Source organism: Synechococcus sp. 60AY4M2 (genome assembly GCF_002760375.1).
Taxonomy (GTDB): domain Bacteria; phylum Cyanobacteriota; class Cyanobacteriia; order Thermostichales; family Thermostichaceae; genus Thermostichus.
Window position 1 is genome coordinate 1588183 of record NZ_AUMZ01000001.1, and the last position, 18367, is coordinate 1606549.

Sequence of the window (18367 nt, forward strand, 5' to 3'; positions counted from 1 at the left end):
TACTCATCGACGGAGGAGATAGCTTCTTTATGACTCAAGTGACGATTGGCGAAAACGAAGGGATCGAATCGGCGCTGCGCCGCTTCAAGCGCCAGGTCTCCAAGGCGGGCATTCTGCGGGATCTGCGCAACCATCGCCACTTTGAAACCAACCTGGAAAAGCGCAAGCGCAAAGCGGTAGCCATGCGGCGCAACCGCCGTAAGTCCATGGCCTAGGCAATTCTCAGTAGTCTGAACTTGGCTTGTGGCTATACAAGGTAGCCAAACCAGGGTTCGGCTTAGTTTTTCGGATCCCCAACGAGGCTAGCCTTCAGGGATCCGCTCAACACCTTAACTTCCAGCACCAGTTTCTCGCCGGCAAACCTCTTCGGCAAGGGAGGAAAGGGGGCGGAGCGCCGAATAGCGCTGAGCACGCCTGCATCCAGAAGGGAATCCGCCGAGGGGGTTTGCAGGTGCAACTTCCCCTAGGGTTCTTTTGAGCCAGGTGCCCTCTTGCCTGGCTGGCTCCTTCTCAGCAGGGGAAGCAGGAGAGTTTAGGTTCTTTGACACTCCCACCCAGGGGATTCTTACGCAGCTCAAAATGGACTCGCGAAGGCGCTTTCAACACGCCCCTAGACAGTTCTTTGAGGCATAACCTCAAAGTTCTGCTTACTTCGGACTTAAGTTCCTCCAGGTTAGTTATTGCCGCGCGGGTTTTGCACCGCAGTAGGTCGTTTTCCTGGAGAAGCTCTGTACTAGCTAAAAGAAGCAACTAAAGTTGCTCAAGGGCTTTTCCGCCCCGTACTAAAGTACGGGGCTACCAAGCTATCCTTTTGTGTAGGGGAGCAAGGCGCTATAGTAGAAGCCAAGTTGTGCAGACAGGTTTCGTGCTTCAGACTTCTCCTCCGCTCGGACGGATGGGCGCCTATCCCTTGGGGCAGGGCCGCTATCGCTTCTCGGTATGGGCGCCCTTAGTCGAACAAGTGGAGCTGAAGATAATCAGCCCTGTCCAACAGGTTATCCCTCTCAAGCAGGAGGAGCAGGGCTATTGGCAGGCGGAGGTGGAGGGGATCCCGCCGGGGCCGGTGGACTACCTCTACCGTCTGCACACCGCAGCGGGGGTGGTGGAGCGGCCAGATCCCGCTTCCCGCTGCCAGCCCTACGGCGTCCACGGCCCATCGCGGGTGGTGGATCCCCACTTCGACTGGCAGGATCAGGGCTGGCGGGGGATCCCGCTCTCCCAGTGGATCCTCTACGAGCTCCATGTAGGCACCTTTACCCCAGAGGGCACCTTTGCCGCCCTGATCCCTCGCCTGCCGCACCTGGTGGAGCTGGGGGTCAACGTGCTGGAGCTGATGCCGGTGGCCCAGTTTCCGGGGGAGCGCAACTGGGGCTATGACGGCGTCTATCCCTATGCCGTGCAGGCCAGCTATGGGGGAGCAGCGGGCCTGAAAGCACTGGTCAACGCCTGCCATCAGCAGGGCCTGGCGGTTGTTTTGGATGTGGTCTACAACCACCTGGGGCCGGAGGGGAACTACCTGCGGGACTTTGGCCCCTACTTCACCGACAAGTACCGCACTCCTTGGGGAGAGGCCCTCAACTTCGACGACCGCTCCTCCGACGGCGTGCGGGAGTTTTTCCTGCAAAATGCCGAGTACTGGCTAGAGGAGTTTCACCTGGACGGCCTGCGGCTGGACGCGGTGCACGCCATCTACGACTTCAGCGCCCACCCTTTTTTGCAAGAATTGGCGGAGCGGGTAGATGCCCTAGAAGCGCGCAGCGGCTGGCCTAGGGTTCTGGTAGCGGAAAGCGACCTCAACGATGTCCGCCTCATCACCCCCCGCGAGCAGGGGGGCTACGGGCTAGATGCCCAGTGGTGCGACGACTTCCATCACTCGGTTCACACCCTGCTGACCGGGGAAAAGACAGGCTACTACCAAGACTTTGGCCAATTGGAGCACCTAGCCAAGGCCTACCGCGAAAGCTACGTCTATTCCGGCCAGTACTCCCCCTACCGCGGCAGGCGCCACGGCAATTCCGCCATCGGCAGGCCGGGATCCCAGTTTGTCATCTGCATCCAAAACCACGACCAGGTGGGCAACCGCAGGCTGGGAGAGCGCCTCAGCCAGCTCACTTCTTTTGAAGGTCTCAAGTTGGCTGCCGCTGCTTTGCTGCTGGCCCCCATGCTGCCGCTGCTGTTTATGGGGGAAGAATACGGGGAGGTGGCGCCGTTTCTGTATTTTGTCAGCCACGGGGATCCCGACCTGGTGGAAGCGGTGCGGCAGGGACGGCGCCGCGAGTTCAGCGCCTTTGCCTGGCAAGGGGAGGTGCCGGATCCCCAAGCGGAAGAGACTTTCTTGCGCTCGAAGCTCAACTGGGAACTGGGCCACGCCGGCCATCACCAGGTCTTGCGGCGGTGGTACCAAACCCTCATTCACTTGCGCAAGACCCTGGCGCCGCTGCAAAACCTGGAGCGGAACTCGGTGGAGGTGGAGCTGTTTGCCCAAACTGGCCTGGCCCTGCACCGCCACCAGGGATCCCAAGCTGTCCTGGCCCTGTTGAACTTCAGCCCCGACCAGGTGGTCACCTACGCCCAATGGCCCGGCGGCAGTTGGCAGAAGCTTCTAGATAGCGGCGACCAGGGATCCTCCCTGCCGGCAAAAAACCAAGGGGAGCCCGTTGAGATACCGCCCTATGGGGTGGTGGTGTACGGCCAGAACACCTAGGAGAGGTGATCCCGGCCGCAGCCGTAGCGCCAGGCCTCGCGCCGCCGCTTCCAAAAGTAGTCTTGCGGGGTTGCTTCTGGGCGGTCAGCTAGCCTTTGCAAAAGCTCGTAGAGGCCGAGGGCGCCGAAGTGGCCCGCCCATTCCACCAGCTCCGGCAAGCCCAGCCGGGGCAAAAGCTCGACTACCAGCCAGGGATCCCGCCTCATCACGCCCCACAGCGCTTGGGCCAAGCCGCCCAACTGCACCACATCCTGCAAAAAGGGCTGCACCACCTGGGGGCCGGCGGCCATCATGGCCTCAAACACTCTGCTCAACAAGCGGTTAATGCTGTTGGGATCCCAGTTTTTCTCCGCCAAAGGGGGGATCATCGCCTTCTGAAACAGCCAGGTCACCGCCAAATTGGGCTGGTAGGGCTGCAGCAGGGCCAGGGCCGCCCGGTCGAGCTGCCGCTGCGCCAGGGCCTCGTGGATCCCCTGTTGCAGGCGATCCAGGTGGCGCAACATCGCCCCAAAGCCGCCAAAGCTCAAGGGCGACTGGCTGCCGCTGCTGTCTCCCACTGCCAAGAGGCGATCCCAGGGCAGTTGCAGCGGGCTGCGGCGGTAGGCGGGGAAAACGCCACCCAGCTTGCGCACCCAGCGGATCTGCGCCAGCTCGGCCCCCTGGTAGGCAGGGAGCAGCCGGCAGTAGTCCTGCCACAGCCTCTCCAGACTGGGTCGGCGGGGATCCCGGTCGCAGTAGGTAAACAAGTAGGTGGTGCGCCCATCGCGGGCGGGGAAAGCTTCCCAAAAGGGCTGGTAGCCGTTCTGGGCGGGGGTAAAGCTGTAGAACAGATCCCCAGTGGGTTGGTCGGGCAGCCCCTGGGCACAGGATCCCACCACCAGACAGACGCTGTCCGGCGGCTGCCCTTGGCGGGCCTGGGCCACGATGGGGGAGCGGTGCCCCATGGCATCCACCAGGAGCTGGGCGCTGAGCTGGCCGGTGGTGGTCTGGATGCGGATCCCGTCGGGGTGGATTGTGGCGCCAAGAAAGCCAGTTTGCTCCTGCAACTGCCCTCCCCAGTCTAGGAAGTGCTGCTTGAGGAACTCCAGCAAGCTGACCGGATCCACGCCCACATTGAGCACCCCTTCCACCCACCAGGTGGGGCCCTCCCCAAAGCCAATGCGCCCTCGGGGGTAGTGGGTCACCTGGATTGCCTCCCACTCTGTCGGGGTGAGCAGCTCCAGTTCTAACAACACCTGCAGCTCCTGCCGCGAGGTGTTCCACTCCTGCTCCCGCCCCCGCAAGATGCCGCGCTCGATCAGGATCACCCGCCAGCCTCGCCGGGCCAAAGCCGCCCCCAAGAGAATCCCCAGGGTGCCGCCGGCAATCACCACATCGGCATCCCGGCTGCCCAGGCGCTCAGAACAGCGGTGCACCACCGCCGGAGGCAACACCGTTGGCCCCTGCCGCAGGGATCCCCACCAGGCCTCCAAGGCAGGCAGAGCTTCAGGGGGGGAGATGAGTTCAGCCATGGTGATTTCCTCCAGGCTAGACTAGCCCGCGGCTGTGGAGGCGACGGTGGATTAAAACCAACGTATCCGCCTCGCCCACGTTGCCCGGAAACAGCACCACCGGCAGGTTGGGAAAGCGGGGGTGATCCGCCGGCGTGAGCACCATGGAGATCCCTGGGTAGATCTGCCCCAGCAGCCGCACGGCCGGCAGATTGAGGCCGAGGCTGAGGGTGTCGTTGGAGGTGATGCCGCCCTTGCTGATGAGATAGCCGATCCCTTCCGGCAGCCCCTGCACAATGGCCATCAACAGGCGGGAAACTCTCTGCCCAAAGGCCAGGCGTGCCTCCGGGTTGGCGCCGTCAAACCCCACTTCTTCCCGGCTGGTGTAGACCACCGGTGTCAGGCCCTGCCCGTAGGCGCGGTGGACTTGGCTCAAGAGGGCCGGCAGCAGCTCCGCTTCCCTCCCCGCTTCCAACAGGCGCTTTACCTCCACCTCGATGCCCTGGATCCCTGGCTCCTGCAACAGCCGAGCCAACTGCTGGCTGGACTTTTGCACATGGGATCCCACGATCACCACCCCTGGCCGGTCGGAGCGGACAAACTGCCCCATCTCCTCTGGCGGAACCGGCTGCGGCGGCAACTGGGCCAGGGCCGTCAAGAGGCTGGCGGCGCTGCGAAACAAAAAGCGCTTCCCCTGCTCCAGAGCCGCCCAGACATCCTGGGCAAAACGATCCAGATCCGCCTGGGTTTCTCCATCCACCACACAGCAGACATTCCCCTCCAGCCTCAAAAGCCGCTCCAGACAGCCGGCGCGGATCTGCTCCAGGGTCAGTCGCACCACCTGCTCGGCCCGGATCCGCCCTTGGGTTTTCTCCTGCACATACTCAGGCAAATAGCTGTGGTGGTAGCCAAACACCGCATCGCGGGCAAACTCCGTCTCATGCACCGGGATCCAGCGCTCCCCCACCCGTAGGTAGTGGACACTGTTGCGGGTGATGCGCCCTCCCTCAAAAAAGGCCGGCACCAGAAAATGAGCATCGAAGGGCCCCAGCTCCGCTGCCATCACATCGGTTTCCAAGGGGTAGTGCCCCCGCAAAGTCGAGTCGGAGCGGCTGACGAAAAGGGCCCGCTCCCACCCCAGCTCCCCCATCACCTCCTTCAACGCCCCACATACCGACCGCGTCACCTCCGCTGCCTTCGCCGGGGGCAAAGCCCGAGTATTGGTGAGGATGAAGCGAATCGGCGAACGATCCTGCAACCCCAGCTTCAAGGTCTCCGGATCCCAGCGGGTGAGGAGCAGGCAACTGTGAACGGTTTGGGATCCGGTGGGATCATCGTCCAACACAACGATAGGGGGGAGAGCCATGAGACCGTCTCAATGACAAAGCAACCCGAGAACTCCAGACAGACGAATCCCCCTCAAAGGGCAACCGCTATTTTCATCTTCCCCCAAGTTGGCCATCTTCCCTGCCCCTATTCCAGGCGAAGTTTGCCATGATTGAGATCAACTGGCTCTGGTGATCCAAAACGACTGCAGACATTTCCCCCCTGCCCACATTCATGGGAGAAAGCCATGGGGCAAGCCGAGCTACAACTTCACATCAAACGGGTACAGCAGGATGTGCTGCGCATGGGGGCGCTGGTGGAAAAGTCGGTGGTCTTGGCCCAGCAGGCCCTGTTTGAACAGAACTTGGCCGCCGCCGAACAGGTGATCGCCCAAGACAAGCAAATTGACCGTTTTTATCGTCAAATCGAGAAAGACTGTATTAATTTGATTGCCTTGCGCTCCCCGGTGGCGCGGGATCTGCGCTGGATCAGTACCCTGATGCAACTGGTACGCGATTTGGAGCGGATTGGCGACTACGCCAAAGATTTGGCCGAAGTGGCCCTGCGCTTGGTCATGTACCCGCCGCCCCCGGAGCTGAGCTGCATTCGCCTGATGATGCAGCGCTGCCAGAAAATGCTCAGCCACAGCCTGGCCGCCCTGACGGAGTTGGATGCCGAGCTGGGCCGACAACTGAAGCGGGAAGACGACGCCGTTGATGAAGACTACACCAACCTTTACAATACGTTGGCGCAGCAGTCTGACATCAAGGGATCGATCGAGCCTATCCTGTTGATGTTGCTGGCGATCCGCTACCTAGAGCGTCTGGCCGACCACTGCACCAACATCGGTCAGCGAGTAGCCTTTATCGTCACCGGCCACCGCGACTAATCCAAGTGGCTGCGCCTGTCCCTTAATCGCGGCTCTCATTCCCCCTGGATACCCGCAATGGATTTCTCTCGGATTTTTCATCACTTTTTCTCTCAACCTGCCGAGCAATGGACCGATAAAGACGCGCTGCTTGCCCTCCTGCCAGCCTCAGACCCAGAAGCGCCGGAAATGCTCGAGATTGCCCTCGATGGTCTGGTACGGGCGGGGTTTCTCGAACGGACAGGGGATCCGCCCCGCTATCGGCGTAAGCCGGATGAATCCTTGGTGGTGGGGCGTTTGCGCTGTTCCAGCAAGGGCTTTTGCTTTGCCGTGCGGGATGAACCGGGGGCAGAGGATGTGTATATCCACGGCAGCAACCTTAGCGGCGCTTGGAACGGCGACCAAGTGATAGCCCGGATTACCAAAGAAGGCAATCGCCGCCGCAGCCCAGAGGGAGAGGTGGTAGCTGTTGTGGAACGGGCCAATCCCACTCTCGTGGGCCGCCTCAAACAGACGGAAGAGGGTTTCCGGGTGGTGCCTCTGGATGACCGGCTGCTGTTCGAGCTGGCCTTGACCGAGGGATCCCCTGCCGAGCTGGCGGAAGGTCGGGTGGCCTATGTGGAAGTGGAGCGCTACCCGCTGGGCAACTTGCCCCCCGTGGGCACGATTCGCAAGATCTTGGGCAATGGCCCGGAGGCGTCCATCGATGCGGATCTGGTCTGCTGCAAGTACGACCTGCCCCAGGAGTTTCCCCCGGCGGTGCTGGAGGCTGCGGCAACTCTGCCCAAAAAGCTGAGCCGCTCCGACCAAAAGAACCGTCGCGATCTGCGGGACTGGTTTTGCGTCACGCTGGAGCCGCTGGACTTGCAGCACCCCCACGGCCTCGAGCCCAACGTGGCCGTCTCCCTGCAGCGGCAAGAAGAGGGCCACTGGCTGCTGGGGGTGCACATTGCCGATGTAGCCCACTGGCTGGATCCGGATCACCCCCTGGAGCGGGAGGCGCAGCGGCGCACCGCCACGGTTTACCTGGATAGCGTGGTGCTGCCCCTTTTCCCGCCGGAAGTGCACAGCCGCCTGGCTCTGTTGCCGCAGCAGGAGCGTCTGGCCTACTCGCTGCTGCTGACCATTGACCCCGAAGGGGTGGTGCGCAACTTCGAGATCCACCCCAGCCTGGTGCAGTCGCGGGCCCACCTCTCCTACGGCCAGGTGCAGGCTCTCTTGGCCACCGCCGCGGATCTGGGCCCCGATGAGGAGGTGCCGGAGTTGATGGCCCTGCTGCAAAACCTGCTCCGTCTCAGCCAAGTCCTGCGAGTCAAGCGCCACCAGGCAGGCGGGTTCGATCTGCCCCTGTTGGATTTGCTCACCCCCTACTCTGCCGATGAAAGCGGCTATGGGCCCCTGCTGGTCAGCGATCGCCTCGGCGCCCACGCCCTGATGACCGAAATTCTGCTGCTGGCCAACCAAACCTTGGGCCACCATTTGCGCCAATTGGGGATCCCTTCGTTGGCCCGCGTGCAGAAGCCCCCCACCGCTGAGGCCCTGCAGAACTTTTTGCGTCTGGCCAACGCCATGAAGCTGGATCTGAACTTGCAGGATCCAGAAGCTGTGACGTTAGCCGATTGGCAGCGGATCTGTGCCCGCATCACCGCCCCCGATGTCTTGGCCGCAGGGACTAGCCCAGCCTTGGTGGCCCAGTTGTTGGCTACTCTGCCCCCCGTCGAGTATTGCCTGCAGCCGCTGCAGGAGCCGCTCGGCCATTTTGGCCTTGGCCTCAAAGAGCCCTACGCCTCTTTTACTGCCCCTTTGCGCCGCTATGCCGATTTGCTGAATTTGCGGGCTCTGCACCTAGCCTTGAGCAAAGGACGGGATCGCCGCAGCCCGCGCTCCAAAACCGTGGTGGATCTGCATGGCCCCGGCAGCTACGACCAAATTGATTGGCAGGTGCTGCCGCCAAAAGTGCATGAGGAGTGGCAGGCCTTTCTCCAAGCGCAACTGCCCAAAATCCAGGCGGGATATCAGCTCCATCAACAGGCAGAGCGGGAGCTGATGGGCTTGAAGCGGTGCGAGTTCATGCAAAAACACCTGGGGGAGACGTTCCCCGGCCTGATCGTCAGCGTCCAGAACTACGGCTTTTTTGTGCAGGTGGATCCCATCTTGGCGGAAGGCTTGGTGCGGGTCAGCACCCTGAAAAACGACTGGTACGAATACCGCAGCCGCCAGCAGGCCCTGGTAGGGCGCAAAAGCCGGCGCCAGTTCCGCCTGGGGGATCGGGTGGAGGTGCAGATTAAAAACGTAGACTACTACCGCCAACAAATTGACCTGGCGGTGATCGGCGAGGGACGGCCCTACGAAGAAGAGGAATAAGGCGGGGATCCGTCCATCAATCGCGGTAGGAGGGGACGGTTGTTGCGAACTCCGGCTTTGGCAAAATAGGCGATACCTGGATCGTAGGATGCCAGCAGCGCTTCCCCAAGTCGGCAGCAAGGGCTGAGAGCCCCTTGGCTGCCCCCTGCATTGTCTTCCTATACACTGTAAAAAAACTCCTGCCAAACCCCTATGCAGCCCACCAATCCCAACCAATTTACCGAGAAAGCCTGGAGCGCCATTGTCCAATCCCAAGATGTAGCCCGGCGGCACCAGCAGCAACAGTTGGAAACCGAGCATTTGCTGATCTCCCTTCTGGATCAAGAGGGGGGTCTCACCCAGACCATTTTGCAGCGGGCCGGCCTCGATCCGAGGCTGGTGCGGGATAGAGTGGAAAGCTTTATCAACCAGCAGCCCAAGCTGGCGCGGGTGGATCAGCTCTACCTAGGCCGCGGCCTGGAGACCACGCTGGATCGAGCCGAGGAGTTTCGCAAAGAGTATGGCGATGATTTTATCTCGGTAGAGCACTTGCTTTTGGGATCCCTGGACGACGAGCGGGTGGGCAAGCGCGTTCTAGCACCCCTGGGCTTGACGGTCGAGCGCCTCAAGCCCGTTATCCAACAGGTGCGAGGCAAACAGCGGGTTACCGACAAAAATCCCGAGTCCCGCTACGAGGCCCTGGAGCGCTATGGCCGCGACTTGACCAAGGCCGCCCGCGAAGGGAAGCTGGATCCGGTGATTGGGCGGGACGACGAGATCCGCCGCGTCATTCAGGTGCTCTCCCGCCGCACCAAAAACAACCCCGTCCTCATCGGCGAGCCGGGTGTGGGGAAAACCGCCATCGTCGAGGGCCTGGCCCAGCGCATCAACCGGGGAGACGTGCCGGAGTCGCTGAAAAACCGGCGGGTGATCGCCCTGGATATGGGATCCCTGATTGCCGGCGCCAAGTACCGCGGCGAGTTTGAAGACCGCCTCAAAGCCGTGCTCAAGGAGGTCACCGAATCGGAAGGGCAGATCATCCTCTTCATCGACGAGCTGCACACCGTGGTGGGGGCAGGGGCGGCCGAAGGGGCGATGGATGCCGGCAACCTGCTCAAGCCCATGCTGGCCCGCGGCGAATTGCGCTGCATTGGCGCCACCACCCTGGATGAATACCGCAAGCACATCGAAAAAGACGCCGCCCTGGAGCGCCGCTTCCAGCCGGTGTATGTGGATCAGCCCTCCGTGGAAGACACCATCTCCATCCTGCGCGGCCTCAAAGAGCGCTACGAGCTGCACCACGGGGTCAAAATCAGCGACTCGGCCCTGGTGGCAGCGGCAGTCCTCTCCAACCGCTACATCTCCGAGCGCTTCCTGCCCGACAAGGCCATCGACCTGGTGGACGAAGCGGCGGCCAAGCTGAAGATGGAGATCACCTCCAAGCCCGTCGAATTGGATGAAATCGACCGGCGCATCATGCAACTGCAGATGGAGGAGCTCTCCCTCAAGAAAGAAGACGACCCCGCCTCCAAAGAGCGCCTGGGCAAAATTGAGCAGGAGCTGGCCAACTTGATGGAGCGGCAGCGGGAGCTGAGCGCCCGTTGGCAGATGGAAAAAGAGGCCATCGAGCGGCTGCAAAACCTCAAGGCCGAGCGGGATGCCGTCAAGCTGCAGATTGAACAGGCAGAACAAAAATATGACCTCAACCGCGCTGCCGAGCTCAAATACGGCAAGCTCATGGAGCTGGAGCGCCAGATCCAAGAGCAGGAGGCCCACCTGGCCAAGCTGCAGGCCAACGGCGAGCCCTTGTTGCGGGAGCAGGTGACGCCCGAAGACATTGCCGAGATCGTCTCCCGCTGGACCGGGATCCCAGTCACCAGCCTGATGGAGTCGGAAAAGCAGAAGCTGCTGCGCCTGGAAGCCCATTTGCACCAGCGGGTGGTGGGCCAAGACGAGGCGGTAGCGGCGGTGGCAGCCGCCATCCGGCGGGCCCGGGCCGGCCTCAAGGATCCCAATCGGCCCATCGGCTCGTTCCTGTTCATGGGGCCCACCGGCGTCGGGAAGACCGAGCTGGCCCGCGCCCTGGCGGAGTTCCTCTTCGACACCTCCGAGGCCATGGTGCGCATCGACATGTCGGAGTACATGGAGAAGCACTCCGTCTCCCGCTTGATTGGGGCTCCGCCGGGCTATGTGGGCTACGAAGAAGGCGGGCAGCTCTCGGAAGCGGTGCGGCGGCGCCCCTACTCGGTGGTGCTCTTTGACGAGGTGGAAAAAGCCCACCCTGATGTCTTCAACATCCTGCTGCAGGTGCTGGACGACGGCCGCATCACCGACTCCCAAGGCAGGACGGTGGACTTCAAAAACACCATCATCATCATGACCAGCAACATTGGCAGCGAGCTCATCCTGGAAATTGGCGGCGACGAGAGCCGCTACGAGGAGATGAAAAGCCAGGTGCTGGCCATGCTGCGGCACCACTTCCGGCCGGAGTTCCTCAACCGGGTGGATGAACTGATCATCTTCCACGCTCTAACCAAAGAGCAAATCCGCCAGATCGTCAGCCTGCAGATGCGGCGGGTGGAGCAGTTGCTGGCGGATCAGCAAATTGAAATTGTCCTCACCGAAGAGGCCAAGGACTACCTGGCCGAGCTGGGCTACGACCCCGTGTTTGGCGCCCGCCCGCTGAAGCGGGTAATCCAGCGGGAGATCGAAAACCCCCTCGCCACCAAGCTGCTGGAAAACGAGTTCCTGCCCGGCGACCGCATCCTGGTGGAGGTGGCCAACGAGCGGCTGATCTTCCGCAAGATCGGCTCTCAGCCCCGCCAAGAGCCGCCTGCTGCTGTAGCCGTCAGCTAGGCCAGTTGGCTAGAGGCTGATCACCTGGTCAGGTGGGTTGTCTTGCAAGGCCGCGTAGAGGTCGGGGAAGCAGCCCACCTGCACCCCTTTGACCACGTTTTTGGGAACACAATGGCCCGGCTCCTTGCGCCCCTGGCCTTTTGAGTCGCACCACTTGGGTTCCCCTTCCGCCAGGTTGCGCTCCAGGGCGCACATGTCGCACATCATCAGCAAAATGTTCTGCGCTTCGGCAATCTTGGCCAGGCGCTCGCCGATGGGATCCCCCTGCCGCAAAACAAAGCAGTTGTCGTCGAAAAAGAACATGCCCACCACCTGCGCTCCATGCACCCCTGCTTCTAGCTGGGGCAGGATCATCTGGCCCAACTTATAGGTGCCGCAGCGAGGGTGAGTGAACACGTAGGCAACTTTCATGAGGCCCCCTTGCCGTTTTCAATTTTGATTATCAGTAATTATCATTTTCAGAGTAACACGAGTTTCTGGGCCAGAGTTGCCGGACCCAGCAGGCCGAGGTGTGTGGTGATCGGCAAACCAGCCTGAGACCGTTCCTGAGGCTTTTGCGCCATCCCGCCCTCAGGCCTGGCTTCTCTCCCCCAAAGGGAGAGGGAAGCTAGGATAGGCTACTGCGCCACTTCTGTCCTGCTGCTATCGGAAGCCCTTGCGGGATAGCAGGGATCCCTGGCTAGCGCTGAAACTGAAGAGCCTTTCCCCGCACCGAGGGATCCACCTGGCCGTTTTGAAAGGCAATCTGTCCGCCCACGATCGTGACTAGGGGCCAGCCCACCAATTCCCAGCCCTCGAAGGGACTCCAGCCGCATTTGGTCAGCAGCTCTTCCCGCCGCACCGGTTTGGGTGTGTGGCGATCCACCAGCACCAGGTCGGCGTCGTAGCCCACCTGCAGCCGCCCTTTGTTGGGGATCCGGTAGAGGCGGGCCGGCGCCTCACACATCCACTGCACCACCTGCGCCAGCGTGCAGCGGCCCTGCTGCGCTGCAGTCAGCATCAGGGGCAAGGCCGTCTCTACTCCCGGCATACCCGAGGGGGAGTGGGGGTAGGGCTGAGCCTTTTCTTCCAGAGTATGGGGGGCATGGTCAGTGGCAATGCAATCCAGGATCCCGTCGTGCAGCCCCTGCCACAGTTGGGCCAGGTTAGCGGGATCCCGCAGGGGGGGGTTCATCTGGGCCAGGGATCCCAGACGAGCGTAATCGGCGGTGCTGAGCAGTAGGTGTTGGGGGGTCACCTCTGCCGTCACCCAGGCCGGCTTGTGCTGGCGCAGCAGTTCCACCTCTAGGCCGGTGGAAAGGTGCAAAATGTGTAGGCGATGGCGGTAGCGGGTGGCCAAGTCCAAAGCCCGCCGTGAGGCGATCAGGGCCGATTCCTCGTCCTGAATTTGCGAGTGAACGGCTACATCTGTGCGTCCGGCAAACAGGGCCTTACGAGCTTTGATGCGAGACAGATCTTCGGCATGGACGGCAATTAAGAAGTTGGGATCCGTTTCCCCGAAAATCCGCTCCAGCGCCGCCTGATCATCCACCAACAGGGGCCCATGCATGGATCCCATGAAGATCTTGATGCCGCAAGCCCCCTGCACCGTCTGCAGCTCCTTCAAGTTATCGGCGGTAGCGCCGATGAAAAAGCCGTAATTGACCACACACTTGCTGGCGGCCCGGGCCAACTTGTCATCCAGCGTTGCCTGGTCGATCGTCAGCGGGTCAGTGTTGGGCATCTCCAAAAAGCTGGTTACCCCGCCGCGGGCACAGGCCCAGGATCCCGTCTGTAGGTCTTCTTTGTGCTCCCGGCCCGGCTCGCGAAAGTGAACCTGGGGGTCGATCACCCCCGGCATCAGGGTATGGCCCTCGGCGTCGATGACCCTGGCCACCCCTTCTGCAGCCAGATGCTGGCCGATCTCGGCAATCTGCCCGTTTTTCACCAGCACATCTCCCAGCCAGGGATCCCCTTCCGGTACCACCAGCTCGGCATTGCGGATCAGCAGGCTACTGGCCAAAGCTCCGCTTCCCCTTTCACAGGCGCTTTCAAGATAACACCTGTCGAGCAGGTTAAGAACCGGCCAATCGATGGAACAGCTAGTCGGCAGCTCAAGCTCAAGTTGCCCGAGTCTTGTCTTCCTAGCGATAGAGGTTGCAAGAGCTGCGCAGGTCGTAGCCAGAGGCCAAAACCTCTTGCTGGCGATCCCCTAAGCCAAGGTCGCAGCGCAGGAGATCCCCACTAACAGTTGTATGTGTGTGAGACTCAGTCATCCAACGAACGCCGCTTGAGCTGGCAGTGGGAGGAACAACTTCAGGAAGACGATAGTTGGGGGCTTGCCAAGGATCTTGCAAATAGCGATCCCTGTGGATCCCGCCAAATTCAATATCGGCGTAGGCAGGAGGATAAACCATGAAGTCCATTCGGAAAACTTCTGAAGCACCGCCGATAGCTGCTAGAGCTGTCTGGGCTTCTGCAACTCTGGAACGGCGAATGTGGTTAAGAAAATTGGGAATGCTAATAGCAGAGAGAATGCCGACAATTACGATTACCGCCAGCAGCTTGATCAAGGTCATGACGTGCGGAGCTTTAGTTGCTCGACGGCAGAGCATTAGATAGGCTTTATGAAGAGAAAGTCAGCTCATAGCAGCGTCTGCTTCCCCTTTGGAGCGTCAGTATCCAAGTGCAAACGACTCGGGGGCCTTTCTCCCCTATGCAGCTTGATCTCAGATCTCAGGTTGCCCTTTACAGACCTAAAACTTTCCTCGCCTCGTCTAGCGGGACGGAGCCTTTAGGAGCACTCCTTGCCTGTTTCTCCCTTGCTTTGCCTAGAGACCTAACCGCAGTTGGCAGGAGGTGGCTATGCTGCTCAAGCATTCCTCCTATGATGTTTCCGCATAGTGAGGAGCAAAAAGTAACGCAAGCTACAAAAGTTCCAGGTCAATGTCTCTAGGCTGGGGCGTTGGAACTTGTGAGAACCGCGGCAAGGACAGCTAGATAAGCAGGCCTTAGGCCCAACACCCCTAGCTTCTTTCCCTACGGCCGCCTTGCCCACACCAAGCCAAGTAACAACAGAGGGGGAACATGGATAACGTACGCAGCCTTTGTCCCTACTGTGGGGTTGGTTGTGGCCTAGAAATTCTGGCCGACGGCACAAAAATTCGCGGCGATCGAGCTCATCCGTCCAGCCAGGGCATGGTTTGCGTTAAGGGTGCGACTCTCCTGGAAACCCTCGATTGCAATCGGGCTACGGTGCCTCTCTATCGCCCTAGCCTCAGCGAGGATTTCCAGCCGGTGAGCTGGGATCAAGCGCTGGATTTAATTGTCGAGCGCATTCGCCAGACCTCTCCCGAAAGGATTGCCATCTACGGCTCAGGGCAGTTGCTAACCGAAGATTACTACATTGCCCAAAAGCTACTTAAGGGGTGTCTAGGAAGCAATAACTTCGACAGCAATTCCCGCCTCTGCATGTCTTCTGCCGTAGAGGGCTACAGCCAGAGTCTCGGCTCGGACGGCCCCCCCTGTAGCTACACGGATCTCGATAGCTGCGAGCTGGCTTTTTTGATCGGCACCAATACCGCTGAATGCCACCCAATTCTGTTCAATCGCTTGCGCAAGCGCCACAAAAGCGACCCAAGCCTAAAGATTGTTGTGGTGGATCCCCGTCGTACGCAGACGGCTGAGGAGGCCGATTTGTATCTGAGGATTACTCCAGGTAGCGATATTGACTTGCTCAATGGCATTGCTCACCTACTCATTCAGTGGGGCGCCATCAACCATGACTTCATTGCCCAGCACACCGAAGGCTTTGAAGCCTATGCTGCCCTGGTTGCCGACTACACCCCTGAGCAAGTAGCCAGCCGCTGTGGCCTAGAAGTTGAGGAGGTACTTGCTGTTGCGCGACTGTGGCAGCAGTCGCAGAAAACGCTTTCCATGTGGTCGATGGGGCTTAACCAGTCCAGCGAAGGCACGGCCAAGGTGACCAGCCTCATCAATCTCCATTTGCTCACCGGCCAGATAGGGTTTGCAGGGGCAGGGCCCTTTTCGCTAACAGGTCAGCCCAATGCTATGGGCGGTCGAGAAGCGGGCGGCTTGGCACATCTATTGCCCGGCTACCGCAAGGTTACGAATCCAGAGGATCGGGCAGCAGTGGAGCAGCACTGGCAGCTTGGCCCAATTAACCCTGAACCTGGCCTTGATGCGCTGGGGATGATCCGTGCCCTCGAAGCCGATGCCCTCGATATTTTCTGGATTGCCGCCACCAATCCCCTGGTGAGCCTGCCTGATCTACGTCGGGTAGAAGCAGCTCTGGCGCGGTCGCCCTTTACGATTGTCCAAGACGCCTACTTCCCCACCGAAAGCACTGCCTATGCCCATCTGGTACTCCCTGCTGCCCAGTGGGGCGAAAAGACAGGCACCATGACCAATTCGGAGCGCCGCGTTACCCTCTGTCCAGCTTGGCGTAACCCTCCTGGTGAAGCGCGGGCTGATTGGGAAATTTGGGCGGAAGTAGGCCGCCGCCTGGGCTTTGCCAAGGCATTTGACTTTGCCGATAGCGCTGAGGTCTTTGCCGAATATGTGGGTCTAACTGCCGGGCGTCTCTGCGATCAGTCTGGCCTCAGCCATGAGCTCCTGCGCCAGGGGCCTCAGCAATGGCCATATCCGCGCACAGGTTCAGTGGAGACCCGCAACCTCTATACCGATCGCGCCAGCGGGACGGAGTCCTTTCACCGTTTCCCAACGCCCACAGGTCGTGCCCGCTTTATCCCCAGCCATTCCCGCGGCCTTGCCGAGCCGCCCGACCCTGAATATCCCTACATCCTCACCACAGGACGTCTCTATGGCCATTGGCACACCCAAACCCGCACTGGACATGTCGCCAAAATCCGAGCAATGCACCCCCAACCCTTTCTCGAAATCCATCCCCGCGATGCCAGCAAGGTAGGGCTAACTGAGGGTGACTGGGTGAGGATTGAATCACGGCGCGGCAAGGCTACCCTGCCGGTTAAAATTACCTGCGCCATCAGCCCTGGCACAGTGTTCATGCCCATGCACTGGGGGGCATTGTGGGGCAATGATACAAGCTGTAACGCTCTCACCCACCCGGTTGCCTGCCCCAGCTCAAAGCAACCTGAACTCAAAGCCTGTGCCGTCAAGCTTAGTCGCATCGAGCGGCCACCAAAATGATCTTTAAGTTTGAGCAAGACTTTGCCGACAGCCTTCGCTGCATTCCCATGATCGTGCGCTTAAAGCTCGATCAGTGCGGCATCAAGCTCAAGTTACATCAGTGGCTGCGTTTTAGTTACCAGCAGCGCCAAAGTTTGGTTGACCTGCCAACGGATACTGCTGACAACCGAGCTGCCTACCGCGCCTACCTAATTCACCTTATCGAAAGTGTCTGCCAAGAGCAGGCCGCTGAGGTAACTGTTGATCCAAACCCTGCCTGGGAAGACGCTACCACCATCCCTGACTGCGTTCTTGAGCAGGCGGCAGCCAAGGGGGTCGTGCTGACTCTTGAGCTATGGCAAAAGCTGACCCCGTTGCAGCGCTTTGCCCTCATTAAGCTCAGTCGCCCTGGCCACGAAAACCGCAATTTCCTACCCGCCTTTCAGGAATTTTCCGCACCCCACACCTATGGTCACTGTCCAGGAAGCTGAAGCCATTATTAAAGACCACTGGCTGCCAGCCAAAACCGAGTCGATCCCGATTGCAAGCTGTGTGGGCCGGGTTTTGGCAGAGCCGATCTACGCCGATCGGGACTACCCGCCAATTAACCGGGTCCTGATGGACGGTATCGCCATCAACTATGCCGCTTATGCTGCTGGGCAGCGAAGCTTTGCTGTTGCAGGCATAGCCCCTGCGGGGACAAGCCCTGCCACCCTGCCCGATCCGCAGCAGTGCTTGGAAGTGATGACTGGCTGTGCCCTGCCGCTGGGTAGTGATCTCGTCATTCCCTACGAGCAAATTCGTATCGAGGGAGGAATTGCCACCATCATCCAGGAAGTCGAACGCAACAGGGGTGATTTTGTTCATCCCCAAGGTAGCGATTGTTCTGCAGGAGCGCTGGTTCTCCGCCCCGGCATTACCCTCAAGAGCATCCACGTCGGGATCTTGGCCTCCTTTGGCTACAGCCGCATCCAAGTTGAGAGGACTCCTCGCATCAAAGTTGTGGCAACTGGCAGCGAATTGATTCCCATTGAGCAAACCCCTGCACCCTACCAACTGCGGCGCTCCAACGCTGAGGCCCTCCGAGCGGCTCTTCTTGCCTACGGGTATACCGAGGTTGAGACCGATCACCTTCCGGACGATCCTGCTGCCATTGCCACCCACTACCAAGCCAATACCCCAAACTACGACCTCTTGATTTACTCTGGGGGTGTTTCAAGGGGAAAGTGTGACTACTTGCCGGCCATCTGGCAAAGCTGTGGTGTTACTGCCTACATCCACGGCGTGGCGCAAAAGCCAGGCAAGCCAATGTGGTTTGGCATCGACCATCAGGCCAATACTATAGTTTGGGGCCTCCCAGGCAACCCCATCTCAGCTCTTGTATGTTTGCATCGTTATCTCCTCAACCGTAACACTGACTCTGGGCACCTAAGTGAAGTCATTACCTTCAAACCCAATCTCACTCTTTTTGTGCCCGTTAAGATGAGCGCCAACCGAGTCTTTACACCGATTATGCCTAACAACTCCGGAGACTTCATCGCTCTAACAGACAGCGATGGCTTTGTAGAGTTACCCCCGGCTCAAACTATCCTCAGCCCCGAGCAAAGCATCCAATTCTATCCGTGGTACTAA

The 18367-nt window shown here is 60.2% G+C and carries 14 protein-coding genes; 8 read left to right on the forward strand and 6 right to left on the reverse strand.

Going from position 1 to position 18367, the window contains the following annotated elements:
- The first annotated feature begins 29 nt into the window (after positions 1–29).
- Positions 30–215 (forward strand): 30S ribosomal protein S21, encoded by a 186-nt coding sequence (gene rpsU / locus SYN60AY4M2_RS06880; protein WP_011429105.1) that lies wholly within the window; start codon positions 30–32, stop codon positions 213–215.
- A gap of 62 nt (positions 216–277) precedes the next feature.
- On the opposite strand, the gene SYN60AY4M2_RS14640 is transcribed toward rpsU, so the two are convergent.
- On the reverse strand, positions 278–412 hold the full coding sequence (locus tag SYN60AY4M2_RS14640) for a hypothetical protein (protein ID WP_276307362.1): 135 nt from the start codon (positions 410–412) through the stop codon (positions 278–280).
- Between the two features lie 453 nt (positions 413–865).
- Between SYN60AY4M2_RS14640 and treZ the strand changes: the two genes are divergently transcribed.
- A complete protein-coding gene (treZ, locus tag SYN60AY4M2_RS06890) occupies positions 866–2704 on the forward strand; it encodes a malto-oligosyltrehalose trehalohydrolase (protein WP_240527760.1) in 1839 nt (612 codons plus the stop codon).
- Here treZ and SYN60AY4M2_RS06895 read toward each other — a convergent pair.
- On the reverse strand, positions 2701–4215 hold the full coding sequence (locus SYN60AY4M2_RS06895; RefSeq protein ID WP_099812586.1) for an FAD-dependent oxidoreductase: 1515 nt from the start codon (positions 4213–4215) through the stop codon (positions 2701–2703). The two genes, treZ and SYN60AY4M2_RS06895, sit on opposite strands and share 4 nt — an antisense overlap.
- 16 nt (positions 4216–4231) lie before the next feature.
- Complete coding sequence (locus tag SYN60AY4M2_RS06900) at positions 4232–5560, reverse strand: four-carbon acid sugar kinase family protein (RefSeq protein WP_099812587.1); 1329 nt, start codon at positions 5558–5560, stop codon at positions 4232–4234.
- A gap of 207 nt (positions 5561–5767) precedes the next feature.
- On the opposite strand from SYN60AY4M2_RS06900, the gene phoU reads away from it, so the two are divergent.
- The 3 genes from phoU (at position 5768) to clpB (ending at position 11587) form a co-directional block, all read left to right on the forward strand.
- On the forward strand, positions 5768–6409 hold the full coding sequence (gene phoU, locus SYN60AY4M2_RS06905) for a phosphate signaling complex protein PhoU (protein ID WP_099812588.1): 642 nt from the start codon (positions 5768–5770) through the stop codon (positions 6407–6409).
- Between the two features lie 57 nt (positions 6410–6466).
- Positions 6467–8752: a ribonuclease R family protein gene (locus SYN60AY4M2_RS06910; RefSeq protein ID WP_099812589.1), complete on the forward strand. Its 2286-nt coding sequence runs from the start codon at positions 6467–6469 to the stop codon at positions 8750–8752.
- A gap of 192 nt (positions 8753–8944) precedes the next feature.
- Positions 8945–11587 (forward strand): ATP-dependent chaperone ClpB, encoded by a 2643-nt coding sequence (gene clpB, locus SYN60AY4M2_RS06915; RefSeq protein WP_011429097.1) that lies wholly within the window; start codon positions 8945–8947, stop codon positions 11585–11587.
- A gap of 9 nt (positions 11588–11596) precedes the next feature.
- Here clpB and SYN60AY4M2_RS06920 read toward each other — a convergent pair whose 3' ends face one another.
- The 3 genes from SYN60AY4M2_RS06920 to SYN60AY4M2_RS06930 all read right to left on the reverse strand — a co-directional run bounded on the left by SYN60AY4M2_RS06920 (position 11597) and on the right by SYN60AY4M2_RS06930 (position 14145).
- Entirely contained in the window at positions 11597–11998 is a 402-nt protein-coding gene (locus SYN60AY4M2_RS06920; protein ID WP_099812590.1) for a SaoD/DsrE family protein, read from the reverse strand.
- 268 nt (positions 11999–12266) lie between these two features.
- Positions 12267–13589 carry a dihydroorotase gene (locus tag SYN60AY4M2_RS06925; protein ID WP_099812591.1) on the reverse strand — a complete coding sequence of 441 codons (1323 nt, stop codon included), beginning with the start codon at positions 13587–13589 and terminating at the stop codon, positions 12267–12269.
- A 121-nt stretch (positions 13590–13710) separates the two neighbouring features.
- Positions 13711–14145, reverse strand: coding sequence for a hypothetical protein (locus SYN60AY4M2_RS06930; RefSeq protein WP_099812592.1), 435 nt, complete (start codon positions 14143–14145; stop codon positions 13711–13713).
- A 508-nt stretch (positions 14146–14653) separates the two neighbouring features.
- Here SYN60AY4M2_RS06930 and SYN60AY4M2_RS06935 point away from each other — a divergent pair.
- Genes SYN60AY4M2_RS06935 through SYN60AY4M2_RS06945 form a run of 3 tightly spaced genes read left to right on the forward strand, consistent with a single transcriptional unit; the run spans position 14654 to position 18367 of the window.
- Positions 14654–16756: a nitrate reductase gene (locus SYN60AY4M2_RS06935; protein WP_099812593.1), complete on the forward strand. Its 2103-nt coding sequence runs from the start codon at positions 14654–14656 to the stop codon at positions 16754–16756.
- Positions 16753–17226 carry a nitrate reductase associated protein gene (locus SYN60AY4M2_RS06940; RefSeq protein WP_011429093.1) on the forward strand — a complete coding sequence of 158 codons (474 nt, stop codon included), beginning with the start codon at positions 16753–16755 and terminating at the stop codon, positions 17224–17226. Before SYN60AY4M2_RS06935 ends, SYN60AY4M2_RS06940 begins: the two co-directional genes overlap by 4 nt.
- Positions 17204–18367, forward strand: a complete 1164-nt coding sequence (locus SYN60AY4M2_RS06945) for a molybdopterin molybdotransferase MoeA (protein WP_099812594.1) — start codon at positions 17204–17206, stop codon at positions 18365–18367. The genes SYN60AY4M2_RS06940 and SYN60AY4M2_RS06945 overlap by 23 nt, the downstream gene beginning before the upstream one ends.

Coding starts and splice junctions, on each gene's coding strand:
- rpsU (WP_011429105.1), top strand. CDS start 30: ATGACTCAAGTGACGATTGGCGAAAACGAAGGGATCGAATCGGCGCTG.
- SYN60AY4M2_RS06895 (WP_099812586.1), bottom strand. CDS start 4,215: ATGGCTGAACTCATCTCCCCCCCTGAAGCTCTGCCTGCCTTGGAGGCC.
- SYN60AY4M2_RS06900 (WP_099812587.1), bottom strand. CDS start 5,560: ATGGCTCTCCCCCCTATCGTTGTGTTGGACGATGATCCCACCGGATCC.
- phoU (WP_099812588.1), top strand. CDS start 5,768: ATGGGGCAAGCCGAGCTACAACTTCACATCAAACGGGTACAGCAGGAT.
- SYN60AY4M2_RS06910 (WP_099812589.1), top strand. CDS start 6,467: ATGGATTTCTCTCGGATTTTTCATCACTTTTTCTCTCAACCTGCCGAG.
- clpB (WP_011429097.1), top strand. CDS start 8,945: ATGCAGCCCACCAATCCCAACCAATTTACCGAGAAAGCCTGGAGCGCC.
- SYN60AY4M2_RS06920 (WP_099812590.1), bottom strand. CDS start 11,998: ATGAAAGTTGCCTACGTGTTCACTCACCCTCGCTGCGGCACCTATAAG.
- SYN60AY4M2_RS06930 (WP_099812592.1), bottom strand. CDS start 14,145: ATGACCTTGATCAAGCTGCTGGCGGTAATCGTAATTGTCGGCATTCTC.
- SYN60AY4M2_RS06935 (WP_099812593.1), top strand. CDS start 14,654: ATGGATAACGTACGCAGCCTTTGTCCCTACTGTGGGGTTGGTTGTGGC.
- SYN60AY4M2_RS06940 (WP_011429093.1), top strand. CDS start 16,753: ATGATCTTTAAGTTTGAGCAAGACTTTGCCGACAGCCTTCGCTGCATT.
- SYN60AY4M2_RS06945 (WP_099812594.1), top strand. CDS start 17,204: ATGGTCACTGTCCAGGAAGCTGAAGCCATTATTAAAGACCACTGGCTG.